The sequence below is a fragment of the Paludisphaera borealis genome, assembly GCF_001956985.1.
Classification (GTDB): Bacteria; Planctomycetota; Planctomycetia; order Isosphaerales; family Isosphaeraceae; genus Paludisphaera; species Paludisphaera borealis.
Genome location: NZ_CP019082.1, coordinates 833,747 through 858,981 on the forward strand (window position 1 = coordinate 833,747; position 25,235 = coordinate 858,981).

Genomic DNA, 25,235 nt, shown 5'->3' on the forward strand with positions numbered 1-25,235 from the left:
ATCGTTCACCCCTAACCGCGGTTTGAAGAAGGTGCGTATCTGGTTCGCGTCGGAAGCTTCCGGGCTGGTTGTTGCGTGGTCGTGGGGTTCGAGGGATTGCCGGTACCTGTGCCCGGACCTGTGCCCGGGTTGCTTCCGTTGAGTTGGGCGTAAAACCCGATGTTTTGGTCGATGACCGACTGGAGCCGGACGGAGACGTTCGTCTCGTCCTGGTTGACGAGCGGGCCTTTCGAGTACGTGTTGCCGGGCTGGGCGAGGCAGAGTCGGTTGTCGGCCTTGCCGTCGCTGCCGTCGCCCCGTCCCGCCGGCTGGCCGTGCCAGGTCGTGACGCCCCACAAGGCCTCCGTGCCGCCCGTCCCCACGTTGGCGGGGTACGGGATCTGGCAGTGGTTGAAGAGGGCGGCTCCGTCCACGTCGCCGATCTTCTTCATCACCGGATAGAAGTCCTGGTCGACGTTCCACCAGTTGGGGTTGTAGGCGACGTCCCGCTGCTTCTCTCGTCCGTAGTAGTACACGGCGGGGTCGGTGATCCCGTTGGCCGTGCCGGGCATGACTGTGGTCAGGCCCCCCTCGTAGCAGATCAGCTCGATAGGGCGATTACCCGTGAGGCTGCGGTGGGTCGCCAGCGCGGCGGCGTCGGCCCGCAGCCGCCCTCCCGCGCCGCCGCGATAGAACTCCAGGTCGAAGATCCAGGCGTCGCCGCATTGCTCGTTGTCGGAAAGGTTGAAGGCGTCGATGTGTGCCTGGGTCTGACCGGGGTCGACGTAGCAGGCGGTCGACGCCACGTCCACGTCCACGCCGAGAGCCCGGCATCGCGCCAGGGCGTCGCCGAGGTTGGACGCCTGGTAGGCGATGCAGTGCAGGACTTCGCCCCCCCGCCCCTGGTCGTCGAAGATCGCCCGGACCCGATCCGTCACCGCCTTCGAGCGGAGCACCCACCAGTCGAGCCAGTTCGCGTATCCAAGCAGCCGACTGGCCCCCTGGATCGAGCTGGTGAACGGGAAGTAGTAGTTCCAAACTTCGTTGGCCAGTTCGACGACGACCTTGTGCTGCCCGGCCGGCAGCCCGTCGCGAATCTTGCGGGCGTAGGCGTCGACCAGATCGTCCGAGGCGGTGATGTTGATGTTGAGCCAGTGGTAGGCCCCCGGCGCCAGGGCCGTGACCCGCGCGGAGTACTCCATCGAATTGACCGAGTACGGGATGTGGGTCAGGCTCGCCCGCGTGTCGTTGCCGGCTCCGTCGAGTAACGTGGTCGTGTCCCACGTCTGGGACGGCCCGACCATCAGCGGGGTCTTGCCCGCGTCCGTGTAGGCGTACAGCCAGATCAGCAGCTTGTTCGGCCCGACCACGTGGCAGGGGCCTCCCCACCCGAGGCTCCAGGCGTAGCTCAGGCCGTCCTCGGAGATGCAGTAGACGCCCATCGAACTCGCGGCGCCCACGGTCCCGTTCGCGTGGTTGGCCGCGATCGGGCTCTTGGTCGTGACGATCCCCGTGGTCTTGTCCGCCGTGACGACCAGCATGACCTCGCCGTCGAACGTCAACCGCAGGTCGCGGACGATGTAAGTCCACGAGGCGGGGTCGGCGGAGATGGTGATCGACTGGCTCCCCGCGACCACCGGCGCCGTGAGCGTCACGGGGAACCGGGCCATCGGATTGAGGTCGGTCGACGTCGGCGCGACGGTCCACGCCCCCGACCGCATGTTGTGCGGCCTGTCGGTCGTGGCGACGACGGCCACCCCCGACGTGTAGCGGTACTGCGCCGTGGACGTGATGGGGATTCGCCAGCCCGCCGTGATGGTCCCCGCCGCATGGGTCGCCGGCGTCGTGTCCTTGGCCCCCCGGACCACCGTGACGTTCGAGCCCGAGACCGCCGTCACGCGCATCCATTCGGAGCCCGCCAGCAGCCGCGTCCCCGCCATGACCGGGTTGTTCGTGTCGGGCGTGATTTGGATCGTCTCGGTCGTTCCGGCCGCCGGTGCGGTGGTGATGTCGGCCGCGAGCGCGACGCTGTAGGTCTGAGCGCCGGTGGGGACGTGCGTGTAGGTCCACGGCGTAGTCGCATAGTCCATCGGGACGAATGACGCGACCTTGTACGTGTTGATGTACTTGTTGAGCTGGCCCCAGTACAGGTCGGCGTCCTGCCGCGCGTCCTCCGGCTCGGACAGCGGGAAGAAGACGCCGCACGAGTCCATGTGGCGGACGACCCCGAGGCCGCCCACCAGGGAGTCGCGGATGAACTTGGTCGGCCCTACCTTGTTCAAGAACGAACGGTCGAGCACCACGGGCGCGGCGGGACTGGGGGGCGTCCAGTCGCTCGGCCCGTAGATGACGAGGTTCGAGTAGTTCGGCACCCCGCCGGTCCCCGTGATGCTGACGGTGACTCCGAAATTGTGCCGATACCATTGCCCCGTGCCCGCCGTGCCGGACGCGTGCGATGCGGCGGTCGAGCCGAGGTATCCGCGCGTCACCGTGATCTGGTTCAAGCCGGCGTTGACTGCAGTCACGTCCATGTACTCGCCGTCGAACAGCACCCACATCTTGCCGGCGGCGATGTGCGAGACCGAGGTCAAGGTCAGGACTGTGTCGCCGGCGGCGCAGGGCGCCGCGAGCGTGAAGGGCCACGTCGTCATCTGGAAGTCGTAGACGTAGGCGACGCCGACGCCGTTCGCGTCGCCGGTGTTGCGGTAGGCGGGGAGTTCCGTGGCCACGCCCGCCTCGCTGGACGTGGTCAACACGATGGAGGTCGGCTTGGTCACGTCGTTGTTGTCCCACGAGACGACGTATTTGCCGCGCTCGATGGGGTACGTGGTCCTGTCGATCTTGCTGTCGGCGGGCGACGCGAGCAGCGCGGCGCTGAAGTTCCGCATGAGGGTGCCGTCGGCCCTCACGGCGGGCGGGTTCGCGCCGTAGTTGATCACGGGGATCATCAGCGCCATGTTGCGCGGCCCCCGCTCGAAGCTCCAGTCCGTCATCGCGGGGTAGGTGTAGTTGAACCCGACCCGCGACGTTTTGGGAAGATCGCCGTACGTCGGCTTGTCGGCCTTGTTGACGCACGTCACGTTGACGGCCGCCGCCGCCACGCCGAGCGCGGTGGCGAACCATCCCGCCGCCGCCGAAAACACGACCACGTCGCCGGAGTTGATCTTCGATCCACGGGGCAGGAAGTAAAGGATGCCCTCGTGCGAACTCGTGTAGAACGGCCGCACCAAGGTGATCGGCGGGCCGCCGTTGATCGTGATCGTCGGCATGATCGTCGCGGAGCCGGCCGTCACGGTGGTCGAGGCGCCCGACCCGATGATGTTGGCGGTGACCTGAATCGACTTGCCGCTGGAGCGGACGACGGGCGTATTGAATCCCGACTGCGAGACGAACGGCATCGCTGCGTCGTACAACAGTGAGCTTCCGGCGACGGCCCCGTTGACGGCCGGGACCAGCGGCAACGACCCGTCGACTGTGTTGGCCAGGGCCGCGTCGCCCAGCGTCGGCGTCGCGCCGATCGCGCCGTTCAGAGGGTAGTAGCCGCGCCACGTCGCCGTCAGGCCGATGTTGGTCGCGTCGGCGGTCCCATTCATTAAATTGATGGTTTCGGACGCCGTCGGAACGTAGCCGTTCCAGATCGACAAGGGGCCGAGCGACCAGTTCTTCTGGGTCGTCGTCGCGCCGCTGCTGCCGATCTCGAACGTCGTCGCGACGGCCAGCGTCGGGGCGGTCCCGGCCGGCGCCAGCAGGGTGGGGGCGCCGTTGACGTAGACCGCCTGGTTGCTCGGGTTGCTGGCGTCGTAGCCGACCAGGATGAAGTACGTGATGTTCGGCAGGATCGTCGCGGTCGTCGAGCACGACGTGCCGTTCGTCAGCTTCCAGAAGAACCGCAGGATGTACTTGCGGTTCACCTCGTCGATGTCGTACACCATGCCGGCGAAGCCGCTCTGGCCGCCGCGCTGGATGAAGCTGAAGTTCAACCAGTTGGCCTTCGTCGGCGTCGCGTCGTTGAAACGGATCGAGAACGCGACGGCCGCCTTGGTCTGATTCGCGAAGATGGAGTTGTTCGTCGCGACGATGATCCGCGATGCGTTGTTGAAAGTCACCGACATGTTCAAGTAGCTCCGTAATCGCGAGGGCCGTCGACCCCCTCGCCGAGGGGGGGACGGCGAGTGCGGCCGGAAGTGGTCCGGCCGGGTGGGGTCGACGGCCTCGTGCGATGGGCGCGGGCGGTCGACGGATCAACGCACGCGAGACAGGGGCGTCGCTTGGAGGAAGTCGAGCGGCGACGGAGGGAGTCCGTCGGCGCGGACCTGAACTGATGTGATGTTGTGTTCTTCGCCGGACGTGTTGTACGCCCGGACGCCGACGGCGTACGTGACGCCGTCGACCAGCGGGCCGATCTCCACGGCGAACGTCCCGGAGAGATCGGTCGCATACGGCGCGACGGCCGCGGGGGTCGTGAAATCCGTCAAGACGCCCGCCTGGGCGTACACGTGGAATCCCGTCGGACGGCGGCGAGGATCAGTCGCCTGACTGGTCCACTCAATGCGGACCCGCCCGCCCGCGAGCGGCAGAGCGCGGACCCCGAGGGGAGGATGCGGAACCCAGGTGACGTCGGCGCCGCCGGCGTCGAGATCCAATTGCACCGACGCGTCGAGATTGCACTCTTCGAGGCCGGAGTCGGCGCCGAAGGCCCTCACGCCGAACTTGTACGACGAAGGAGCCGCGAGCGCCGGGCTGGTCCAGGAAGGGTCGTAGACCGTCGCCGCGGGCGTCGCGTAGTTGATGGGGCCGCCGTGCCCGTCGTTGACGTAGATGTTGTAGCCGAGTTCGATCATGATCACTCGGCCGCCGAACGTCGCGCCGCCGGAGGTTGCGAGTCCCGCCGACAGACTCGCGACGGACCGGCCGCCGAGGCCCCAGCCCCCAGAGGTCTTGAGAGTCCTTGACAGACCAGCGACGACTCGACCGCCGGCTGTGAAGCCGCCCGCGGCGACTGCCCGGTACGTGGCCTTGGCCGTCGCGATTCCGTGTGCGGAGAGGCCGCCGGTCGCGCTCGGCGACCAGGCGACGGAGGTCTTCGAGAAGCCGCCGAACGTCACGACGACGCCGACCGCGTGCGTCGGGGTCGTATGCAACGAGACGGTGGACGACCCACCCGCGCCCAGGCCGCCCGAGGCGTGGGCCGAGGACGAACGGTGGATGCCGGCCGCGCCGCCGAGTCGCGAGCCGCCCGAGGCCGTCGCCGTAAACGAGGTGACCAGCGAGGGGTTGACGACCGGAACCCCGAGCCGGCCTCGGTAGGCATAATCGAAGTGGCCCGTCGCGGTCTTCGCGGTGCTTGAAACCGATACGCCGCGGCGCCAGTAGCGAAACGAGGCGGTCGTGGTCGTCGGCAGGAGCGAGCGGCTCGACCCGCCGAAGCGGGCGCCGCCGGAGGGCATCGCGGCGCGCGAGAGGCCCGCGCTACGCGAGCCGCCGGCCGAGAGGCCGCCGCCGACCAGGACGACGTGCGCGACGAAGGCCGCTGATCCGCCCCCCAGCCCGAGGGCAGAGGCCGTCGCGACCGTCGTCGCCTTGCGAACGGCGACCGACCCGCCCGCCCGCGCCCCTCCTGAGGCCGAGGCCGTCTGCGCCGTGCCGACGCGGACGACCGGCGTTCGGGCGACCCCGCGGTAGCTGTTGGCGAAGTGGCCGGTCGAGACGACGGCGGTGTTCGAGGTCGGCGTTCCGCGGAACCAGAATGCGAAGGAAGACGCCATGGCACCCATCAGGAAAGTGTGATGGTATCGAAATACGCCGCTCCGTTGCCGGCCGCCGCCCGCGACGCCATCCGCAGCATCACGACCCCGGCGGCCGTGGGGGTGATCGGGGCGAAGGTCAGGGTTTCATACCCGTTCGGCGTCGCGCCGACTCCGCCGGTCGACGCCGCCGTGATCGTCTGGGCCGCGACGCCGATCTCCGGGTTCGACAGCAGAATCGCCTGGGGCTTCGCCGCGTCGCCGTGGTTGCCGTCCCAGCGGACCTTGATCGACAGCGTCGTCGATTGCGGGTTGACGAGGATCGGCCGCTCCTGCGACGACGGACCGACGAGCGCCAGGCAGGCGGGCGAGCCCGCGTCCTGGTGCGTCACGTCCTTCGCGCCGGTGTCGTGCCGCTCCAACGCGCCGGCCGCCGCTTTGATCGCGCCGAACCCTTCGGGCCGGGCCCGGTTCCAGAGATCGATCGCGGGAACCGTCCCCGAGCTGCCGAAGCCGCCGATCGCTCCGACGGCCGACGGCTCGCCGAACGGGCGGAGCGGGACGCCCGAAAGCCGGCCGTCGTTGAGGTCGAACGCGGGGGCGGCGTTGGTGATCGAATTCGGCCCGACGTTCACCAACGTCCGGGGCGTCGTCGCGTAAATGATGTTGTAGTCTTCGGCGATATGGGTCGTGTTGCCGCCTGACAGCCCTGTGACGGCCTGGTGGATGTAACAGCCGCTGATGACGCACGGCGCGGCCAGATTGACGCCGGCCGGCGCCGTGACGCTGATGGGGGTGTTGGTCAGGAAGAACGAGCAGCTCTGGACCGTCACGCCGGTCGCGAAGTACGAGCCCGTGCCGCTCGCGTTGGCGACGCGGACGCCTCCCGTGCCGCCCAGGAACCGACAGTTTTGGACGAGCACGTTGACGTTGTACTCGGCGCTGTACAGGCCGGCCCTGACGTCGATGCAGTAGCCTTGCCCCGTCAGGAAGTCACACCGCTTGACGGTCAAATTCATCGCGGCGCCCGGTGTGCCGACGGCGTAGATGATGTAAGGCTTGAGGATCGACCCAAGAAAGATGCAGTCCAGCAATGTGAGGTCCGACCACGCGCCGTTCAGATCGAGGCATGACGCGCCGCCGCTGGAGCCGTGCGACCCGAGCATCTTGACGCCTTGAAGCGTAACGAACGATTTGCCCGAGATGACGAGGCAAGCCGACGTGGTGATCGGCGTCGTGTCGTTCGTCCAACCTCGCCAGTCCACGGTCCCGGTCGCTGGCGTGCCGTAGCCGCCCGCCAGATACCCCGCCCCGTCGCCGTCGCCGATGATCGAGAGCGGGCCGGCGGACGTCGGCGCGAGGCCGAGCGTGACGACCTCGCGGTAGATTCCCGGCTCGATATAGAGGACGTCGCCCGTCCCCGAGAGGGTGATCGCGGGCGTTGGTCCGATGGCCTTGCCGATGGTTTTCCACGGATTCGCCGCCGTGCCGACGCCGGTCGAGTCGCTGCCGCGATTCGCCGAGACGTAATATTTCGCCATGTCTTCACCTCAGCCTTGGTGGATCGTCGGACCGCGGCCGTCGCGGTACGGGTACGTCGGCCGCGGCCCGCAAGCCGCGCCGGATGCGGAACGACGTCGTGGTCAGGCGGCCTCGAAGACGGGGGTCATCGACAGCGAATCGCCGTTGGCGAGCGTCCGGGGGGTTGCGAACAGCTCGGCGCAGATCAACTTGCCGCTGGTCGCCCCGACGATGAAGTAGCCGAACACGGAGTCGCCCGCGCCCGAACATGTCCAGCTTTGCGGGGCCGAACCGTACTGCGCGTGGCCGACCTGGGTGCGGCCCGACCAGGCGGGCGAGCCCGACGGGGCCTGCGAGACCGGGGTGTTCCAGGTGGCCGGCGACACCGTCCGACTGAGCGTCTTCCGCCCGTAGCCGGCGAAGGCCGCCTCGTGGGCTGTGTAGGTCGCCGCCGTGTCGGTCTCGGTGGGGGTGATCGCGGTGTTGTATAAACCGAGCGACCAGTCCTCGAGCGGACCGCCGCCCAGCAGATCGACGAGTAATTGAACGTCGCCTTCGCGGGGAACCAGGAAAGGCATGGGATTCACCTCACAATGCGGGTCGAGAAGAAAGAAGTCGATTGCCCGTCGGAGCCGCTCGCGCCCCAGCGAAGCTCGAGCCGCGCCAAGGTCTCGGAAAGCTCGCTCTGGACCTGCTGAAGCTTGAGGGCGAAGTCGCCCTGGTCGCCGCGAGTTTCGGCGGCGTATCGGCGGACGAGCACGCTCAGCACGCACGCCTGGCGAAGGTCGCGGAGGTCGTACAGATCGGCGGGCGTCCGGCCGGCGATGTTGGGATCGATGTTGAACCGCCGGTTCAAATCAAAGCTCGCTTCCTCGATCTGGGGGTCGAGGGTGGCGATCAGGAATTCGACCCCGGTCAGGCCCGAGGCGGGGGCGGGGGGCGCCCCGGCACCGGCCTTCGCGCCGATCCGTCGGAGCGAAAGCGCGGCGCCCGAGGCCGATTCGACGGCCAGCAGCTCGCCCGCCCCCTTGAACGCCGAGGCCGGCTTGCGGAGCGAAACGACGTGACCGCTCCGAACTCCCGCCGCCTCGAAATCCACCGTGGCCGAGGTCAGCGTCCAGGGGGCCCCCGGCGCAAACGCGCCGTCGACCCCGTACGCCGCTTTCTGCCAGTCGGGCGCGAGAACCGGGAAGTCGCCGCTGCTCCGCACCGCGACGTTCTCGTCGCTGGCGTAAACCGTCGAGAGGCTGTCTGGCTCGCTCATGGAAGACTCGTGGAGGAGGGTGGCGGAAGCGGAAATGGATGCGTTCGGCTCAGCGGTCGCGCTTGCGGCGTGGTTCCAGCGGCGTGTCCGTGGCCTTGGCGGCCTCGGCGATCGCCAGGTCGACGCCCTCGACGACCGCCGCCAGCGAATCGCGCACCTGGACGACGTGGGCGAGCAGCGCCTTGCGGCTCTCGGGGTCGAGCCGGGGGAGCTGGCCGAGCGCGTCTTGAACCTGCTTCGAGTGCCACAGTTCGCGAGCCCGGCCGAGCTGGTACAGCGTTCGGCCCTCGGCGGCGCGCTCGATGAACGGCCAGAGACCGGGGAACGTATACATGGTTGTGATAGTCCTGATCGGTCGAGGGGCGAGGGTCCGCCCGCTCGCGGCGACGCGCGGCGGACGGACCCCGGGGCGGGAGGAGGCGGAAGGGATCGGGAATCCGGAACGATCAGGTCGCGGAGAAGGCGGTGATGCCCGAGACCCACGCGTGGTGCGCCTCGTTGTCGATCTCGATGGCGCCTTCCATGATGATGTCGCCCTCGAAGGCGTCGCCGCGCGAGCCGCGGGGCTTGTCGATCATCGACCGCTTGAGCCGGACGCGGGCCTCGTGAGCCGACAGGCAGATCGCGGTGCCCGGCCGCAGCAGCGGGGCGGGGATGATCGAAATGCCCGAAAGGAACGGCGCCTCGAACAGGTCGATCGGCACGCCGAACACATTCGACCCGGCGTTGATCCGCATGGCCGCGTGGCCCCACACGGCGAACGCGCTGAGGAAGTCGGTGCTGACGACCAGCAGGCTGGGGTTGCCGCCGCCGTTGAAGCAAGCCTGAAGCGTGTCGCGGATGAGGTCGCTGGGCTTGTAGGCCGCGGCGTTCGTCGGGGCGGTCGTGTTGTTGGTCGCCAGAATGCTCTGCACGCCCTTCATCAGCGGCCGGCTGGAGGCGGAGGTCAAGCCGACCCCCTTGCCGTAGTAACAGGCGCTCTCGAAGTCGTCCATCACATGCTGGACGGCCAGCATCCGGTCGCGGTCGAGCGGCGTAGCGTAGGCGCTGCCGTAGTTCGAGTCAGCCTGCAACGCACCGCCGACCTGGTAGGCGTGCTGCACGGTCTGGCAGTACTGGGTGGTCGCCTGGGGAATCCGGCTGACGCTGGCGATGTTCGTCTCGGAGCCCGTCCGCGAGTTGCTGATCAGGTAGACTGAAAGCAAGTCGTTGTGGGCGGCGGCCGTGGTGCCGGCGTAGCCGCGAGTCAGCGTCACCGTGTTCGTGGCGCTGCTGACGGCCGTGATCAGCAGATACTCCTGCTCGATCTGGACGACGTCGCCGGTGTCGAAGATCGATGCGTCGGCGACGATCGCCGTGGTCGCCGCGGCGGTGAGGGGGCCGCCGTTGGCCAGGGCGATCGATCGCGGCCGGTAGTTGTCGTTAGTGATCAAGAACTGCGGAGCGCCGGTGGGCAGCTTCGGCAGCCGCGAGACCAGCGGGTTGCGGTTCACGAACCAGTTGATCGCCACGCCGAACACGTCGTTCGGAAGGACCCCGGCGTTGAAGGCGGAGAACTGCGACAAGGGGCCGTTTTCGTAGGAAGGCATGGAAGCATGCTCCGGTCGGTGAGGAAGTGATGCGGGAGGCGGCGGTCGCGGCACATCGCGACAGGGGCCGCACGACGGGGGGGCTCGGGTGTTGCGATCAGCTCAGCGGGTGCAGGCCGAACGACTGGTACTGGTTCTGGCGATCCCTGAACTGACTGGCGATGGACTCCAGCGAGCCCGGCTGGACCGAGTGCGGCAGGGCGGGCGCGCGGGTGCCGTCGCTGCCGGAACCTCCTCGCGAGGACGGAGCGAAGAAGATCGCGAACTGCGCCGAATCGAGCCGCTCCCGGATCGCCTCGGCCGCCGGGCGACCGCTGACCTTGTCGCGGACCAGAAGCGCGCCCGAGGCGTCGCGGACCGTCTCGAACTCGTCCTGAAGCAGTCGGCGGACCATCGCGGCGGCGGCCGTCTTCTGCTCGGGCGAGTCGCCGACGAACGACCGGCCGTGGAACGCCTCGGCGATCGCCGCCGTCTTCCGCTCCTCGTAAACCTGCCGCTCCAGGCTGGAATACCGCGACAGCGCCTCGGCGTGCTTCTGCTCCCACGCCTGCCGCTGCTGGCTCAGGGCCTCTTCGATCTGCCCCTTCTCCGCCAGGGCCCGCAGCCGCTCGGACTCCTTCTGCTCCAGCGTCGCCTCCTGCAACCGCTGGTATTCCTTCAACTGACTCTCCAAGGTCCGCAGCCGCTGCTGCTCCTCGGCCGTCAGCGCCGCCGGGCCCGGGGCCGTCGGGGGACTCGTGTTCGGATGGCCGTCGATTGGGTCGTTCACGGATGATCCTCACTCAAGGACATGTCGATAGCTCTTGCTCGGGACGATGCCCGTCGCGCGAGCCGGCCTCATCCTTACTCGTTCGATTCGACTTCGAGGTAGGCGTCGATCTCGGCGTCGAACCGGGTGTAATCCTGATCGTCCAGACCGGGGAGCATCAGCCGGATCAGCCGGCTCAGCAGCTCACTCTCGGTCTCGGGGGCGTTGCCGGCCGCGGCGAGGATCGCCTGGAACTGGCCGACGGTCCGGGCCAGCTCCTCGCCGGTCGACAGGTCGAACGCGGTGGGATACTGCACGCGGACGGCCTCGCGGTCATCGGTCGAAACCGCGCCGTCGCCGAGGACCGTCAGGACCAGCTCGGCGAGCTGCTTCTCGGCGTGGCCGAGCACCGCGGCGATCTTGCTCAGCAGGTCGTTGCCCGCCGCCTGGTCGATTCGCTTCGACACGCCGCTCTGGCCGACCGTCGATCCCCCCGTTCCCGAAGCGCCGGCGGGCTTTGTCAGCAAGGCGGCGCGGTCGGCGGCGTCGCGGAGGTCGGCCTTGTTCAAGCGGATCGACTCGGCCCCGTCCTTCGGGAACGGCACCACGTCGAACCCCTCGTACGTCGCCGCGCCGCCGTGTGTATTCTTCTTCTTGGGCAGGAGCCAGTTGGGACCGATCGGCACCGTGCCGTCGGCCTTGACGAAGTCTTCCGGACCTTGCAGCAGCGGGTGCGCCTGCGTCGTGTCGGACAGGATCAACTCGCTGTCCCGGTTGTAATACTCGCGTTGAATTTCGGCGATGCTTTCATATCTGGGCACGCCGATATTGCGGCAACGCGGCCGGCGGCGGTCGAAGACGCGGACGATCGGCACGCGGCCGTAACTGTGGGCGATCGGGCCCTTGACGACCTCGCCCGAGCCGTCGTAAAGCGTCCACGACGACTCGTCCCAGAACCGCCAGAGGGCCGATCCGTCGTCGGTGACTTCACGGACGAGGCACTCGACGTAGCGGCCGAGGCGGTCGAGCCGCCACCACACCATGTTTTCGGGGAGGATGTACGAGGCGACGCAACCGTCGAGCCCCAACCGGATCTCGTCGGCCCGCGTGCGGATCTCCTCGCCGTCGGGCGTCGCCGGGTGGTCGACGATCAGGTCGAGCTGACCGAGGACCAGCAGCAACGGCGCGATCGAGCTGGCCATCCACTGGTCGATCGATGTGCCCCGGCCGTCGACGTCGCGCCACCAGGCGACCAGCTTCGACGGGCCCTCGCGCTTGACCTCGCGGCTGTAAATCCGGGCGAGGTGCGTCTCGGCGGCCTCGGCGACGAACGTCGGCACAGGCGTGCGCGCCCGCCGCAGCTCGTAGTCGTCGTCGGTCGCCTGGTTTGCCTGGTCGGACCCCGCCGGCCGTCCCGTCTGGGGCGAATAACCGGGGTCGAACGACGACGGATACTCGCGCTTGTGCCGCACGAGATTCCGCACCGGCATGCCGTGCATGTCGTAACCGTAAACGGCCGTGCGGTACGCCTCGCCCCCCTCCCACGAATCGAGCAGCCATCGCCACCGAAGCTGGTGCGAAAGCCACTCGGGGTGAGGATGGTCGAGCCGGCGGCCGTCCGGCAGCGCGATCCGCGGCATGCCCGCCGCCGGCGACGAAGGAACCAACGCGCCTGTCGTGGTCGAAAATGGCATGGTAGTCTTCGTGCTCGATGAGGAAGGAATCATGTCGTGATACGGACGCTCAGAACACCCGCCCCGCCTTGGCGCGGCGGAGGGGTTCGGCGGGGCTGGCGCCATCGGGCAAGGCGACGCGGAGGCCGCCGCGGAGGGCGTCGATCAGGTCTTCCTGCGGGTGTTGCGGGTCGGCGGGATAGTCCATCCACTGGCCCGCGCGTCGAGCCCGGGCGTAGCTGAGGAAGGCGCTGGCGAGGTGCTTGCAACGTGGGTGGATCTTGAGGCGGACCGTGCCGTCGGCCGATCGCACCAGGCTCTCGATCAGGACCAGGCCCTCGGTCACGCATCCGGGATACTTCGGCCACTGCTGGATGCCCGTCTCGCCGACGAGGCCGCATCGCTGGTATTCGGAGATGACCGTGGGGCCGACCGGGTTGCGGGCGCCGCCGGCCGAGTCGGTCGAGACGTACCGCGTGGCGATCCCGCACATCTGATCGGCCAGAGCACGCAGGGCCAGGGCGCAGGCCTCGGCCGTTCGCCCCTCGGCCAGGAACTCGGCGAACACGTTCACCCGCAGCGGTTCGCGAACCGTCGCCCATTGCGAGCCCGGGTTCACCTGGAAGAACACGGCGCCCGTGAAAACGCCGCTGTCGACCGCGATATGAACCGGCAACGCCGGGTCGAACTCGGCCGCCTCGCACACGTTGTCGGCCAGGTCGAACTGAGTGAACCAGACGCCCTCGGCCTGCGGGCCGCGACACAGGTAGTCGCTGGCGAAGACCCGGGCCGACACCCCCTTGACCTTCTGGATCAAGGTTTCAATACCATAGTGACCGTTGCTGCGTTTCGCCTTCGGCCGAAGCTTCGGGTCGAGGTGGCGGTCTTCATGGCACCAGGCCATCAACGGGCATTCGGGGCATTTTTCCAGCTTCCGGCCGCTCCGCGACGTCGGGCAACGCTCAAGGACTTCAAAGACGCAGTACGTGTGCACGGGAAACGCACCGGAGCGTCCTTGTTCGACCAATTCGGCCATAGGGCCGGTCAGCTTGTGCCAGGTCGAGGTCATGAGGACGCTCGCCTTAACGCCGCGCAGGTCCATCGCCATGCCGAGCGCCGCTTCGCGGATGTCGGTGGCGATCTCGTCGACCTCGTCGAGCTTCAAGCTGGCGACGTGCGGGCCGCGGACGCTCGTGGGGCTGGCGGCGAGAATCGAGACCCGCGAGCCGTTGGTGTAAAGCGCCTCGGTTTTCAGCAGGCGGTCGAGCGTGTCGTCGTCGCCGCCGTAAACCCCCCTGCCCTCGATCACGAGCGCCTTGAGCGCCCGGTAGATCTGTTCGGACTGAGCCTTCGAGCCCCCCAGGATGTGGGTCTCGTGCCGGGGGTTGAACCGGCTGTTCAGGTGGGTGTCGAGGGCCGAGAGGAACGACTTGCCGCTGCCGCGCGGTCCGTGCCAGAGCGCCAGCGAGGGGCGGTCGAGCACCTGGCGGGCGAACATGTCGAATGGGGACGAGTGCCCCTGACAGACGGCCCGCGACGGGATGCGGATGCCGGTGAACCCGCGAACCCAGTCGCTTAATTCGCCTCGCCCTTGGGGGCGTCGGCCGCGGACGGCATTAAGCAACGGAGCGATCCTTGACAGGTCCACGAACGGCCTCCAGTACCTTGCGGGCGGTCGCGTCGTCGATGGAAAACGTCTCGACGGCTCGATGCGATGCCGGCGGCCCGCCGATTCGTCGGAACACCTCGTGCTGCGACCGGACGTCGCCGCGGACGGCCCCGGCCACGAGCGAGGAGAGGATGCGCTCGGCCCACGATCGACCCGGGTCGTCGCTCGACCGGATCACGAACGCGCGGAGCCGGTCGTCGAGACCGACCTGGGCGTCGGAGCCGAGGCCGTCGTCGAGGGGCGCCGGCTCGGCGTCGCCGGTCGGCGGCTTGCGAGTGGAATGGCCCATGTTCGCGGCCTCGTTCAATGGGAGGAGGAGAGCGGACCGGGAGTCGAGACCGACGTCGCCTGGCCTTCGGGGAGCCGGGCCAGAATCCGTTCCAGCAACTGAACGACTTCGGCCTGCCTGCGGGCTTCGACCCGGTCTCCGGCGATGTCGGGCGACCGCGCCGACTGGAGTCGTCCGGCTTGCTCCTGTCGATGAAACGACGCTTGCACGCGTGAATACAGAAGGTTGTACTGTCGCGTCGTCTGGGCCAGCCCAATGGTGAGCGCCACGACGACGCAGGTTGTAAAGAAGAAGGCCGAGAGCCGGCTCCACTGGTGCCAGACCCAGGCGCAGTAGGTTGTCGCCAGATGTCTAAACGTCATGGTCGTCGTCCGCCTGTAGGCTGATTTCCGGTACGGGGGGCAGGGTCGAAACCGCCGCGCGGGCCGCTTTCGTCCAGGCGAGCAGGGCTTCGATCGCCTGGATCGACTTGTCGTTCCGGCTCTGAAGCCGCAGCTTGTCCAGCTCGTGATCGCGCTGCTTCTGGCGGTCGAGCCAGAAATCCTTGGTGAACGCCGATAGCGCGGCGACCAGCCCGGCGCCCCCCAGAAGGAACGATCCGGCGCCCATCGTCGGATCGGTCGAGACCGTCTCGGCGACCACCACCGCGCCCGCGGCCAAGATTCCTCCGGTCAGCGTGAGCGTCCGGGAGACGTCGGGGATGTAGCTCATGGCGTTCAACGTCCGTTCCCGTGTTGAGTGTCCATTCCTTGATCGAACCGACTGAGCCGGCGACGCGTCGGAACCGCGTCGCCGGTCCGCGTCACTTCGGGCTCGACTTCGCGACCGCGTTCTGAAGACTCACCACGGTGGCGCCGCTGAAGACCAGCGTGAGCGCCTGGAAGATCGTGTTGATCCCCCCGCTGTAGTTCTTCGACAGGATCATCCCGACCCCCGAAGCCACCGCCGCAATCACCGGCGCGTACTGCTTGGAGGCGTTGAGAAACTGAATGACAAGTGCGACTGTGCTCATGAGAATGCGCCTTGGAGTGAAAACACGATTGTCAACACGACTGCGCCGGTCAGAACGGCGTGAGGTTCCACACCTGTTCCGAATAGAGGAGGCCGGCGGCGACGACGATGAGGAGGGCGAGGGTGAGGCGGTCTTCGAGGCTGGCGAGGCGTCGGCGTCGGGGGCGGGAGGGAGGCTGGGGTCCGGGGCGGCTGGCGTACGCTCCGGGCCGTGACCGGGTCGAGATGCGGTCAGGCGGCCTGATGGTAGCTCCAGCTCGGCGGCAAGGCCCGGGCGACGAATTGCGGAGCCTTCGCCAGCGCCCAGGAGTCGCCCTGGGCGAGAATCCGCTCGACGACCGCCCTGTCGGCCCAGAAGCTGTAGCTCGGCTGGCCGAGGGCCGTCGGCCCCACCGGCTGGTCGGGGCCCCAGCTCTGGAGGATGCACGCCCCGGGGCGGTCGAACCGGACCCCGGCGATCACCATGCAGTGGCCCCAGCTCCCCTTCGCCTGGCAGAAGCCGTCCTTGTCGCGCTGAAGCGTGAAACCCTGGCCGGAACAGATCGACACCGGGTAGCCGTTGCGGACCGCCGTCGTCAGCTCGTCCCAGGTTCCGACCCGGGCCGCCGAGCCGAGCTTGAACGCCGCGGCCTCCGCCTTGATCGCCGGCGGGACGCCGCTGTAGCCCCACTGCTTGGCGCGCTGGCCGCTGTAGGGGCCGTCGGCGCCGAGCATGTCGCGGCTCACCAGGCCGATCGACGTCATCGCCGTGACCGCCGCCGAACCGTACGACCCGTCCTGACGGCCGAGGATGCCGGCCGCCTCGCGAGACGACGCGTATATGAACTCGGTGTCGGTCTCACGGTACTCCGCGGGCGCCCCGAGCGCGATCTCGACGCACTGAAGCAGGTCGACGCCGTGCCCGTGTCCGAAACCGACGCAATCGCCGATCTCTTGTGCGGGATAGGCGGGGAAATCGCCGAGGACGTCCTTGAACGCCTTGTAAAGCAGGATCGGCGAGCCGTCGGCGGGGACGTCTCGGAACAGGCCGGGGGCGGCGGCGGCGAGCGCCGGGTACTGGGCGGCGAAGGTCTGTTGAACTTCGTCGGCGCCGAGCCAGCCGGCCGTGAAGAACGGTGGGTTCGATTCGCTCATCGCGGGCCTCGTGGGATGGGTCGTGTTGTGCGGATGCGATCGATGGGGTGGGCGGGCCGGCGGTTACTTCCCGGTTGCGGGGGATTTGAGGCCGGCGGCGAAGCTCCGCCAGGCGGCGGCGAGCGCGGTTTTGTTCTGGGCCGTGACGTCGGCGTCGGCCGTGTTCTCGGCGACGATCTTGGAGAACGCCGGCGCCGCGGTCTTGTCGAAGAGGGCGACCCGGCCGGCCTGCCACGAGCCGGCGACGACGCCGAGCGCGTCGGCGACGCTCTTGCCCGATTCGAGGGCCGAGGCCCCTTCGATCCAGGCGCCGGCGTAGACGTCGCCCAGGCTCGCCACGTAGGTTCGTCCGATGGTCGTGAGCGGGTCGACGGCTGGCGCTTTGGCCCCCTCGCGGGTTTTCCACGCGAAGGCCGCCGCGGCCAGGGTCGCGATCAGGACGATCGTCGGGGAGGCCTTCTTGAACGCCTGGACCGCCGAAGCCGCCGCACGTTGGATTTCGATCAGCGACATGGTTGCAACACCCTGATTGACAAAGAGGATACGACGCACGATTCCCAGTGGCTTGCGGCCTTACGCCCCCTGCTCGCCCGCGACCGCACGATATTGACGCCGCCGACGCTCTTTTCGCGTCTCGCGGTCGGCGGTCGGGTCGAGGGGGGACGAAGATCGCGAGCCCGCCGGCGACTTCGTCGTCGCTTTCGAAGCCGTCGGAACGGGCTCGGGCTGGGGGGCGGTCAGCGGATCGAGCTGGAGGGCCGGGTGGTCGTCGATGCCGGAGGTCGAGCAGACCATGCAGCAGAACAACGAACCCGCCCGGATCGGCCCGTGGTGCGGGCACTTGGACGTCGGCGTGAACGCCCCGATCGGGAACAGCGGAACCAGCTCCAACCACCACGGCTGCCGCGGGGCGGGTGCCGAAGCGTCATCCCGGATCGGCAAACTGGCGTCGTCGTCGCATCCCGCACCGGCCGATTGCTCCGCGTCGCGGGCTCGGGCCAGGGCGAGCTGGACGGTCCGCTTGCTCACCCCCTCGGCCGTCGCAATGTCCGCAACCGTCTTTCCCTGACGGTGCTTGCGCATCCATTCGTGATCGAGCGCCTCGCGGACCTTGCCCCGCGCCTTGGTCTTGCTCAGCTTCGACTTCGCCTTCGCCCCGCCCATGATGCTCATCGCTTCGATCCCCCGCCATCGATCGATCGACTAACTAAGGGGATAATGCTACATAAAGCGGTATTGCGAAAAAGCAAACGGTCCGATGATTACGGGAATTCGTCGCAAGGCGTTGGCATGGAAGACGTTGCGGGTTTGGAAAAATCTCCGGCCTGCGCAAGATCGCGCGACGGGGCGATGTGTTTGGTGCGCGTCGTCACGCGCTCTCAAAAAAACAAGCCCGAAGCGCCGGCGAGTGAACGGCTCCTACGGTCGGATGCCGATTCACTCGCTGGCGCTTCGGGCTCGTATATCCTTCTCTCGATGCGTGAAGGAATAAGCACGCGAAGAAATGTGGGTTCAGCTTATGCGGTTGGCCAGGGCCTGGAGCGTGTCGGCTTCGGCGGTGGCGTCGGTGGCGCGGAGGGCGGCGATCAGGCCGGCGAGGGCGTCGTGGAACGGGCGGTTGGCGACGCGGTTTTTGGGGAGGCGGCCGTTGAAGTCGGGGGGCAAGGAGCGCTGGACGAGTTCGACGGCGTAGCCGTAGTGGCCGCGCGCCAGGCGGTGGTCGCGGAACTCGCGGACGGCCAGGTCGCCGAGCGCGACGTGCACCCACAGGTTGTCGTGGCAGGCTTCGAGGGCGAACCGGAGGGCGTCGCGGGCCTCTTCGGGGTCGCCGGCCTTCCAGAGTTCGAGGCCCTCTTGATAGTCGAGCTCGGTCTCCTCGACGCATTTCGGATGGATCAGCTCGAAGACGTTGCCGTCGATCCGCCGCAGGCCGATCGGCCCCAGGCGCGCGCTGAGGCCTTTGTCGCGGACGTTCCCTCGTCGCGGCTTGGCGGGCTTGCCCTGGCCGGGTTTGTCGGGGCCGGAAGGGTCGTGTCGTCCGTTGGGCTGGTTCATGGTTCTCTCGAAAAGCCGAGCTGGGCGAGGATGCCGGAGACGGGTTCGAAGCCGGAGACGTAGGGGGCGTCGCCGACCCATTCGCCGAACGGCCGGCGATGGCCGACGGCCATGCACGAAATCCCCGCGGCGCGGGCGGCGCGGAGGCCGGCGGGGGTCCCCTCGATGGCCAGGACGTGGCCGGCGGCGACCTTCAGCCGCTTGATCGCCAGGCGGAGGCCGTCGGGCTCGGGCCGGACCGCCTTGACGTCGTCGGCCGCGACGATCAGCTCGATCCGGTCGGCCAGGCCCGATCGCTCCAGCAGCGCCTCGACGTGGTCGCGAAGCGAGTCGGCGACCACCACCAGCCGGGCGTGGCCGGCGAGGCTCTTGACGAGGTCGGCGGCGCCCGGAAAGAGCCGGGGGGCGGAGCGGATCATCTCCAGGGTCAAGGCCTGCTTGCGGCGGACCCAGCCGTCGATGTCAGCCTGGACGATCCCGCGATGGGCGAAAATCTCGGCCGCGAACAGGGAATCGTCGATCTCGGCCGACCGCGCGGCGACATCGTCGGGGACGTCCCAGCCAAGCCTCGCCAGCGTCCGCTGCCAGGCGGCCACGTGGTAATTCTCGGTGTCGGCGAGGACGCCGTCGAAAGCGATCAGGACGGCGGATGGAGGCATGGAGGGTCGCACGCGAGTTGTCTGGAGAAACGAGGGCTGAGCAAGATCCTTCATTATCATGATATCCGCCCGTCCCGTCAAATCGTTGACAACGGCCGGCCGCCGGTGCAATCTGGCCTTGGTCGTTGTCATCCGGCCCTGTCCGGCTCGAATCGCGTGGGGGCCACGGGTTCGGTCTCCGAACCCGTGCGGAAAAGCCTTGGCTTGCCCCCCTGGGTTCGGAAGCCGAACCTAGGCCACCCAACTGCGTCCTCGTCGCGCTCAACACTCGTGCCCCGTTCTTGTTTCCGTCCTCGCCCCGCCCTTTGCTTTTGGGAGACTGCAATATGTCGCGTCCCGTGACGCTTTTCACCGGCCAGTGGGCCGACCTGCCCATCGAGTCGATCTGCGAGAAGGCCAGCAAGTGGGGCTACGACGGCATCGAGCTGCCGTGCTGGGGCGACCATTTCAACGTCCAGCAGGCGCTCAAGGACGACAAGTACTGCCAGGGCCGCCACGACCTGCTGGCCAAGTACGGCCTGAAGGTCTGGGCGATCTCGAACCACCTGGTCGGCCAGGCGGTTTGCGACGTGATCGACGAGCGGCACAAGCTGATCCTGCCCGACCATGTCTGGGGCGACGGCGACCCGAAGGGGGTCAAGGACCGCGCGGCGAAGGAGATGATCGACACCGCGCACGCCGCCGCCAAGCTCGGCGTGAAGGTGGTCAACGGGTTCACCGGGTCGTCGATCTGGCACCTGCTGTACTCGTTCCCGCCGGTCTCCGACGCCATGATCGCCGCCGGCTACAAGGACTTCGCCGACCGGTTCAACCCGATCCTCGACGTCTTCAAGAAGCTCGGCCTGAAGTTCGGCCTGGAGGTCCACCCGACCGAGATCGCGTTCGACATCTACTCGGCCGAAGCGGCGCTTGAGGCCGTGGGCCGCCGCCCCGAGTTCGGGTTCAACTTCGACCCCAGCCACCTGATCTGGCAGTTCGTCGACCCGGTCGCGTTCATCCGGGCGTTCCCGGACCGGATCTACCACATGCACGTCAAGGACGCCGCCCGGACGCTCGACGGCAAGTCGGGCATCCTCGGCTCGCACATCAACTTCGGCGACCCCCGCCGCGGCTGGGACTTCCGCTCGCCGGGCCGCGGCCAGGTCGACTTCCAGGCCATCGCCCGCGCCCTCAACGAGATCGGCTACACCGGCCCCCTGTCGGTCGAATGGGAAGACCCCGGCATGGATCGCGAATTCGGCGCGGCCGAAGCCGTCCAGTTCATCAAGACGAACATGAGCTTCCCCCCCGCCGGCCGCCTCTTCGACCAGGCCTTCGCCGAAGGCCAGGCGAAGAACTGAGCACTGCCTCGCAAGGGTTGCAGCGAGCGACGCCCTGTTCCGTGGGATGGGCGTCGCTCGCCGGCTGAACGCCAAGCCATCCTTTGCAGCGAACCATCAGGGCGTCGTTTGTGTCTGGACCACGTACATAACCGATGCCCCGCTGGCAGCTGAACGGTGTCGTTGGCTCTTGGAGGCCGTATGCGAATCGCGGTGCTTACATTCGAAGGATTTAACGAGCTCGATTCGTTTGTCGCCGCGGCCATGCTCAATCGGGTCAAGAGACCAGAACTACAGGCCCTTATCGTGTGTCCCGCCCAACGGGTCACATCGATGAATGGGGTTGTCGTCCATTCCCAAGCTCCCCTGAGCTTTGCCCGCGAGGCCGAGGCGGTCATCGTCGGCAGTGGAAGGGACACGCGAGACCTGGTGCGCGACTCCGGCCTGATGGGAGAGCTCGGGCTGGACCCGTCGCGCCAGATCATCGGCGCCCAATGCTCCGGGGCGCTCGTACTCGCGAAGCTCGGACTTCTCGCGAATGTCCCGGCGTGCACCGATTCCAAGACAAAGCCGTGGGTCGAAGAAGCCGGAATCCAAGTCCTGGAACAGCCGTTTTTCGCTCAAGGGAACGTCGCTACAGCCGGAGGCTGCCTCGCCTCTCACTATCTCGCGGCGTGGGTGATCGCTCGCCTCGGGGGCTGGAGCGCCGCGGAAAGCGTCGTTCATTACATCGCCCCCGTCGGCCAGAAGCAGGAATACGTGGAGCGTGCTCGCGCGGTGGTCCAGCAGTACTTGCCAGAGCACGATTGCGTCGCGGTCTAATCTCGGCGACCACCTAAATGACGCTGCGCGGAAGTGATGCGCGAAATTGAGGGCTTTCGATGACTCGAGCACCGCGGGTTCCGGCCTTTGGAACTCGCGGCGCCTGGCGTTCAAGAAGCAGAGCGGGCGAAAATGGACCCCAAGAAGCAGGCGGCTCTCGAAGCGGCCGGCTACGTCTTCGGAGACGCCGAGGACTTTCTGGAACTTACCGAAGAGGAAAGCCGCCTTGTCGACATCCGGCTCGCCGTCAGCCGGGCGGTCCGCAACGCCCGATTGGCCCGGAACCCGACGCAGGCCCAAGCGGCTAAGATTCTCAACACGAGTCAGCCCAAGGTCTCCAAGATCGAGTCGGCGGCCGCCGAAGTGTCGCTGGACCTGATGTTCCGCAGCCTCTTCGCACTCGGCGGCAACGCGGCCGACGTCTTCGGATCGGCTCCGCCGCCCAAGAGGTCTCCCAAGCGGAAGCCGCTCGCCACCGGCTGAAGGCCGTTCCGACCGGGGCCAGGTCGACCAACTCGCCCGAATGGCGGAGTGAATGCTTGAGATGGCCACTCGAGAGACCTGGTTCTGGGATCTGACGCGCGAGCCCGACCGCGTCTCGCTCCGCTCTTGCATCAACACCGACGAGGTTTGCGCGGATTTCTTTGACGCGATCAGCCCCGGCGAGATTGCACTCGGCCTCACCAGCACCTCAAAGCGGCACGCGAAGTACGTTCCTCATTGGGCCTGAATACTGGTGAAAATCGCCGTTCCGCATCGGCGTGCATAGGCTCGGAATCACCCAGATGCAAATCCACCCAGACGCATTCTCCATTTAGACGCAAACCCACAGCTCGACGCAAGCTTATAAGAAACCACACGTTGCAATTTAGATGCTAATCGGTTCCACTGGCGCCGTCGGCCTGGCCGGCTACACGGGCCCCCTGTCGGTCGAATGGGAAGACCCCGGCATGGACCGCGAATTCGGCGCGGCCGAAGCCGTCCAGTTCATCAAGAAGAACATGTGCTTCCCCCCCCGCCGGCCGCCTCTTCGACCAGGCCTTCGCCGAATCGTCATGCCCCAGTTTGGGGTACCCGACCTCATGAAAATGGACGCTGGGTCGTTCCGCGGGTACCCTCCGAATACAAGCTCGAAGCGCCAGCGAGTGAATCTCCGTCGGGCCATTGGGAACATCCACTCGCTGGCGCTTCGAGCTTCCATTTCGCCCCCTGATCATCCCACGGGTTGTTTTCAGAGCACATCATCATGGTGCCGTCGGGACACCAGGCCTCATGAAAATGAGCTGACGAGAAGTCATGCGGGCGGCCTCCGAATACAAGCTCGAAGCGCCAGCAAGTGAATCTCCGTCGGGCCATTGGGAACATCCACTCGCTGGCGCTTCGAGCTTGTATCGAGGCAGGCCTCCGCAAGGCTATTTTCAGATCAAGCCTTCCCTCCGTGTGCAGCCCGAGAGCAAGCTGCGCCAAATTAGGAAGTTTGGGCAAAATGAGTCGACTGCGCCGGTTCGCATGAATTAAACTGAATCCCGTGGCGGGGAGGATGGCTGATCGCATTCGCGGCGCCATTCCTCGTCTGACGAATCGTCAGCCGTCGAATCTTGCGATAAGGGGTTCAGCCGTATGCTCGCTCATGAGTCGTCGCGTGCTCGCCGTCGGGAGAAGCCAACAAGTCGGAGCCGATTTCGCCCATTGGCGGAACGGATGGAGAGCCGGATCTTGCTCTCCTTCGCGGACGGAAACGGCGCCGTGGTGACGGGCCTGGTCGAGCCGATCGATCGCGGGCGGTCGTCGATCGTCATCAGCTTCGACGGGCCCTTGAATCCGACGCAAGCCGTGGACCCGTCCTATTACCGGGTCAACGCGCTGGCCCCGGGCAACATCGAGGTCGTGACGAAGCCGGGCGCGGTCGACCCGATCCGTTCGGTTCGCTACGACGCCGCCACGCAACAGGTCACGCTCAACCTCGCTCATCCGCTGGCCACGGGGCAGTGCTACCGCGTCTGGGTCGACGGCAACCCCACGACGGGCCTGACCGACGCGAGCGGAACGACGATCGACGGCGACGCCGACGACACGGCCGCCGGCGATTTCTACGGCCTCGTCGCCGCGGGCAAGCGGCTCACGTTCAACGACATGAACGGCAACCGGGCCACGGTCGCGGTCTCGGGCGGCGGGCTCGTCGAGCTCTGGCGTGGGCTCAACGGGAACGTCAACCAGTTGACCATCGTCGGCGCGACGGCGAATTCGACCACGCTCACCGGCTCGATCCGGCCTGCCAAGGGGAGCGACGGCCAGGTGGTCATCCCCTCGATCCAGGGGCTCGACGGGGTCGACAACTTGCTCCCGGCCTCGTTCGTGACGCAGGCGACGCCGATCCAGTCGCCCACGCCCGTCGTGGCGACTCCGCAGAACCTACCGTATACGCTCCAGATCCAGGCGGTCGCGATGCCGGACGCGCCGACGATCCAGGCGGCCGTCCACGCCGAGTCGAACGGGCTCTGGCTCATCTTCGGCGGCCGGACCAACGGCATGCACTCGTTCGACCCGAGCGGACTCGTCAGCTTCCCGCCCATCTATCAGAACAACACCATCTACGTGATCAATCCCGCGACCGGACAGGTCTGGTCGAAGGACTGGAGCGCGACCGGGCTGCCCGCGTCGGCGACCGCGTCCCTGGCCTCGTCGAACCAGGAGTTCTACCAGAGCGGCGACCGCCTTTACACCGTCGGCGGCTACTCGTACGATTCCTCCACCGGCCAGTTCGTCACCTACGATACGCTGTCCGCGATCAGCGTCTCCGGCCTGATCGACGCGGTGGTCAACAACGGCGACGTCGCGGCCCAGGTGAAGCAGATCAGCGACCCCCGGCTCGCGGTGACCGGCGGCGACATGAACGCGATCAACGGCCGGACGTTTCTCGTCTTCGGCCATGACTTCCAGGGGGGCTACAACGGAGGGGGCGCCGAGCTCAGCCAGGTCTACACCGACGAGGTCCGCAGCTTCCGGATCGTCGACAAGGGCCGTTCGCTGTCGATCGCCTATTACCAGGCCCAGCGCGATCCCGTGAACTTCCGCCGTCGCGACGGCAACCTCGGCGCCGTCGTCTTCCCGAACGGCCGTCCGGGGCTCGCCTCCTACGGCGGCGTTTTCACCCGCGCGGGGGGCGGTTACCTCAATCCGATCACGATCGGCACCGGCGGCACGGCCCGGGTCGACACGCAATACGACCAGTTCTTCTCCCAATACACTGCGCCGAACATCCCGCTGTTCGACGGCCGCGACGGCTCGATGACCACCATTTTCCTGGGCGGGATCAGCCTGTACGACTACAACTTCAGCACGGGGAAGTTGACGTCCGATCCCGAACTCCCGTTCGTAGACGACGTGACCTCGCTCGTCAAAAGCGCCGACGGGTCGTTCCAGGAATTCATCATGCCGAGCCAATTGCCCGGCCTGCTCGGCGCCGAGGCGGCGTACTTCCAATCGCCGGGCCTCCCCACGTATTCCAACGGCGTGATCAAGCTCGACCAGTTGAGCGGCCCGACGACGCTCGGCTACATCTACGGAGGGATCGTGTCGAGCGTTCCCAACACCACCACGCCGGCCGGACAAACCACGGCCTCGAATCGGGTGTTCAAGGTGACGCTCACGCCCGTCGTTTGACGAGCGGGTCGCAGTCGCACGCGATAGCGTTCGGCTGGAACGTCGAAGCGCCAGCGAGTGAATCCGCGAGCCTCGGGAGATTCACTTGCCGGCGCT

Annotated in this window: 24 protein-coding genes; 5 read left to right on the forward strand and 19 right to left on the reverse strand. The window is 67.3% G+C overall.

From position 1 onward, the window contains the following. Window positions 1-11: 11 nt before the first annotated feature. The 19 genes from BSF38_RS03220 to BSF38_RS03310 form a co-directional block, all read right to left on the reverse strand. Entirely contained in the window at window positions 12-4,091 is a 4,080-nt protein-coding gene (locus BSF38_RS03220) for a hypothetical protein (protein ID WP_076343430.1), read from the reverse strand. 129 nt (window positions 4,092-4,220) lie between these two features. Beyond that, a complete protein-coding gene (locus BSF38_RS03225; protein WP_076343431.1) occupies window positions 4,221-5,744 on the reverse strand; it encodes a hypothetical protein in 1,524 nt (507 codons plus the stop codon). Window positions 5,745-5,752: 8 nt separating this feature from the next. Then, complete coding sequence (locus BSF38_RS03230; RefSeq protein WP_076343432.1) at window positions 5,753-7,264, reverse strand: hypothetical protein; 1,512 nt, start codon at window positions 7,262-7,264, stop codon at window positions 5,753-5,755. 102 nt (window positions 7,265-7,366) lie between these two features. Continuing rightward, entirely contained in the window at window positions 7,367-7,822 is a 456-nt protein-coding gene (locus BSF38_RS03235) for a hypothetical protein (RefSeq protein ID WP_076343433.1), read from the reverse strand. A 5-nt stretch (window positions 7,823-7,827) separates the two neighbouring features. After that, window positions 7,828-8,508, reverse strand: coding sequence for a hypothetical protein (locus BSF38_RS03240; protein ID WP_076343434.1), 681 nt, complete (start codon window positions 8,506-8,508; stop codon window positions 7,828-7,830). Window positions 8,509-8,557: 49 nt separating this feature from the next. Next, a complete protein-coding gene (locus BSF38_RS03245; RefSeq protein WP_076343435.1) occupies window positions 8,558-8,842 on the reverse strand; it encodes a hypothetical protein in 285 nt (94 codons plus the stop codon). Between the two features lie 112 nt (window positions 8,843-8,954). After that, a complete protein-coding gene (locus BSF38_RS03250) occupies window positions 8,955-10,097 on the reverse strand; it encodes an SU10 major capsid protein (RefSeq protein WP_145951949.1) in 1,143 nt (380 codons plus the stop codon). A 97-nt stretch (window positions 10,098-10,194) separates the two neighbouring features. Beyond that, complete coding sequence (locus BSF38_RS03255) at window positions 10,195-10,866, reverse strand: hypothetical protein (RefSeq protein WP_076343437.1); 672 nt, start codon at window positions 10,864-10,866, stop codon at window positions 10,195-10,197. Between the two features lie 74 nt (window positions 10,867-10,940). Then, window positions 10,941-12,539, reverse strand: coding sequence for a hypothetical protein (locus tag BSF38_RS03260; RefSeq protein ID WP_145951950.1), 1,599 nt, complete (start codon window positions 12,537-12,539; stop codon window positions 10,941-10,943). 49 nt (window positions 12,540-12,588) lie between these two features. Then, window positions 12,589-14,142 (reverse strand): hypothetical protein, encoded by a 1,554-nt coding sequence (locus tag BSF38_RS03265; RefSeq protein ID WP_145951951.1) that lies wholly within the window; start codon window positions 14,140-14,142, stop codon window positions 12,589-12,591. Continuing rightward, window positions 14,135-14,476 (reverse strand): hypothetical protein, encoded by a 342-nt coding sequence (locus tag BSF38_RS03270; RefSeq protein WP_145951952.1) that lies wholly within the window; start codon window positions 14,474-14,476, stop codon window positions 14,135-14,137. The genes BSF38_RS03265 and BSF38_RS03270 overlap by 8 nt, the downstream gene beginning before the upstream one ends. Before the next feature lie 14 nt (window positions 14,477-14,490). After that, window positions 14,491-14,838 (reverse strand): hypothetical protein, encoded by a 348-nt coding sequence (locus tag BSF38_RS03275; RefSeq protein WP_076343441.1) that lies wholly within the window; start codon window positions 14,836-14,838, stop codon window positions 14,491-14,493. Beyond that, window positions 14,828-15,187, reverse strand: a complete 360-nt coding sequence (locus tag BSF38_RS03280; RefSeq protein ID WP_076343442.1) for a hypothetical protein — start codon at window positions 15,185-15,187, stop codon at window positions 14,828-14,830. Before BSF38_RS03280 ends, BSF38_RS03275 begins: the two co-directional genes overlap by 11 nt. A gap of 91 nt (window positions 15,188-15,278) precedes the next feature. After that, entirely contained in the window at window positions 15,279-15,488 is a 210-nt protein-coding gene (locus BSF38_RS03285) for a hypothetical protein (RefSeq protein WP_076343443.1), read from the reverse strand. Between the two features lie 230 nt (window positions 15,489-15,718). Further along, window positions 15,719-16,621: a hypothetical protein gene (locus tag BSF38_RS03290; protein ID WP_076343444.1), complete on the reverse strand. Its 903-nt coding sequence runs from the start codon at window positions 16,619-16,621 to the stop codon at window positions 15,719-15,721. A 63-nt stretch (window positions 16,622-16,684) separates the two neighbouring features. Further along, complete coding sequence (locus BSF38_RS03295) at window positions 16,685-17,134, reverse strand: hypothetical protein (RefSeq protein WP_076343445.1); 450 nt, start codon at window positions 17,132-17,134, stop codon at window positions 16,685-16,687. Between the two features lie 60 nt (window positions 17,135-17,194). After that, a complete protein-coding gene (locus tag BSF38_RS03300) occupies window positions 17,195-17,794 on the reverse strand; it encodes an RNA polymerase sigma factor sigma-70 region 4 domain-containing protein (RefSeq protein WP_076343446.1) in 600 nt (199 codons plus the stop codon). A 339-nt stretch (window positions 17,795-18,133) separates the two neighbouring features. Then, window positions 18,134-18,676, reverse strand: coding sequence for a tetratricopeptide repeat protein (locus BSF38_RS03305; RefSeq protein ID WP_076343447.1), 543 nt, complete (start codon window positions 18,674-18,676; stop codon window positions 18,134-18,136). Continuing rightward, window positions 18,673-19,335, reverse strand: a complete 663-nt coding sequence (locus tag BSF38_RS03310) for an HAD family hydrolase (protein ID WP_076343448.1) — start codon at window positions 19,333-19,335, stop codon at window positions 18,673-18,675. The genes BSF38_RS03305 and BSF38_RS03310 overlap by 4 nt, the downstream gene beginning before the upstream one ends. A 326-nt stretch (window positions 19,336-19,661) precedes the next feature. Between BSF38_RS03310 and BSF38_RS03315 the strand changes: the two genes are divergently transcribed. The 5 genes from BSF38_RS03315 (at window position 19,662) to BSF38_RS03340 (ending at window position 25,139) form a co-directional block, all read left to right on the forward strand. Beyond that, a complete protein-coding gene (locus BSF38_RS03315) occupies window positions 19,662-20,675 on the forward strand; it encodes a sugar phosphate isomerase/epimerase family protein (RefSeq protein WP_076343449.1) in 1,014 nt (337 codons plus the stop codon). 180 nt (window positions 20,676-20,855) lie between these two features. Then, a complete protein-coding gene (locus BSF38_RS03320; protein WP_076343450.1) occupies window positions 20,856-21,476 on the forward strand; it encodes a DJ-1/PfpI family protein in 621 nt (206 codons plus the stop codon). A gap of 132 nt (window positions 21,477-21,608) precedes the next feature. After that, complete coding sequence (locus tag BSF38_RS03325; protein ID WP_076343451.1) at window positions 21,609-21,959, forward strand: XRE family transcriptional regulator; 351 nt, start codon at window positions 21,609-21,611, stop codon at window positions 21,957-21,959. Between the two features lie 61 nt (window positions 21,960-22,020). Then, window positions 22,021-22,206 carry a hypothetical protein gene (locus tag BSF38_RS03330; RefSeq protein ID WP_145951953.1) on the forward strand — a complete coding sequence of 62 codons (186 nt, stop codon included), beginning with the start codon at window positions 22,021-22,023 and terminating at the stop codon, window positions 22,204-22,206. A gap of 986 nt (window positions 22,207-23,192) precedes the next feature. Then, on the forward strand, window positions 23,193-25,139 hold the full coding sequence (locus BSF38_RS03340) for a hypothetical protein (protein WP_145951954.1): 1,947 nt from the start codon (window positions 23,193-23,195) through the stop codon (window positions 25,137-25,139). The last annotated feature ends 96 nt before the right edge of the window (window positions 25,140-25,235 follow it).

Excerpts from the sequence above, each read along its gene's own strand:
- BSF38_RS03300 (WP_076343446.1), bottom strand. The coding sequence starts at position 17,794 with ATGAGCATCATGGGCGGGGCGAAGGCGAAGTCGAAGCTGAGCAAGACC.
- BSF38_RS03230 (WP_076343432.1), bottom strand. The coding sequence starts at position 7,264 with ATGGCGAAATATTACGTCTCGGCGAATCGCGGCAGCGACTCGACCGGC.
- BSF38_RS03235 (WP_076343433.1), bottom strand. The coding sequence starts at position 7,822 with ATGCCTTTCCTGGTTCCCCGCGAAGGCGACGTTCAATTACTCGTCGAT.
- BSF38_RS03305 (WP_076343447.1), bottom strand. The coding sequence starts at position 18,676 with ATGAACCAGCCCAACGGACGACACGACCCTTCCGGCCCCGACAAACCC.
- BSF38_RS03260 (WP_145951950.1), bottom strand. The coding sequence starts at position 12,539 with ATGCCATTTTCGACCACGACAGGCGCGTTGGTTCCTTCGTCGCCGGCG.
- BSF38_RS03250 (WP_145951949.1), bottom strand. The coding sequence starts at position 10,097 with ATGCCTTCCTACGAAAACGGCCCCTTGTCGCAGTTCTCCGCCTTCAAC.
- BSF38_RS03330 (WP_145951953.1), top strand. The coding sequence starts at position 22,021 with ATGGCCACTCGAGAGACCTGGTTCTGGGATCTGACGCGCGAGCCCGAC.
- BSF38_RS03220 (WP_076343430.1), bottom strand. The coding sequence starts at position 4,091 with ATGTCGGTGACTTTCAACAACGCATCGCGGATCATCGTCGCGACGAAC.
- BSF38_RS03225 (WP_076343431.1), bottom strand. The coding sequence starts at position 5,744 with ATGGCGTCTTCCTTCGCATTCTGGTTCCGCGGAACGCCGACCTCGAAC.
- BSF38_RS03270 (WP_145951952.1), bottom strand. The coding sequence starts at position 14,476 with ATGGGCCATTCCACTCGCAAGCCGCCGACCGGCGACGCCGAGCCGGCG.
- BSF38_RS03290 (WP_076343444.1), bottom strand. The coding sequence starts at position 16,621 with ATGAGCGAATCGAACCCACCGTTCTTCACGGCCGGCTGGCTCGGCGCC.
- BSF38_RS03245 (WP_076343435.1), bottom strand. The coding sequence starts at position 8,842 with ATGTATACGTTCCCCGGTCTCTGGCCGTTCATCGAGCGCGCCGCCGAG.
- BSF38_RS03325 (WP_076343451.1), top strand. The coding sequence starts at position 21,609 with ATGGACCCCAAGAAGCAGGCGGCTCTCGAAGCGGCCGGCTACGTCTTC.
- BSF38_RS03280 (WP_076343442.1), bottom strand. The coding sequence starts at position 15,187 with ATGAGCTACATCCCCGACGTCTCCCGGACGCTCACGCTGACCGGAGGA.
- BSF38_RS03310 (WP_076343448.1), bottom strand. The coding sequence starts at position 19,335 with ATGCCTCCATCCGCCGTCCTGATCGCTTTCGACGGCGTCCTCGCCGAC.
- BSF38_RS03275 (WP_076343441.1), bottom strand. The coding sequence starts at position 14,838 with ATGACGTTTAGACATCTGGCGACAACCTACTGCGCCTGGGTCTGGCAC.
- BSF38_RS03320 (WP_076343450.1), top strand. The coding sequence starts at position 20,856 with ATGCGAATCGCGGTGCTTACATTCGAAGGATTTAACGAGCTCGATTCG.
- BSF38_RS03240 (WP_076343434.1), bottom strand. The coding sequence starts at position 8,508 with ATGAGCGAGCCAGACAGCCTCTCGACGGTTTACGCCAGCGACGAGAAC.
- BSF38_RS03295 (WP_076343445.1), bottom strand. The coding sequence starts at position 17,134 with ATGTCGCTGATCGAAATCCAACGTGCGGCGGCTTCGGCGGTCCAGGCG.
- BSF38_RS03285 (WP_076343443.1), bottom strand. The coding sequence starts at position 15,488 with ATGAGCACAGTCGCACTTGTCATTCAGTTTCTCAACGCCTCCAAGCAG.
- BSF38_RS03315 (WP_076343449.1), top strand. The coding sequence starts at position 19,662 with ATGTCGCGTCCCGTGACGCTTTTCACCGGCCAGTGGGCCGACCTGCCC.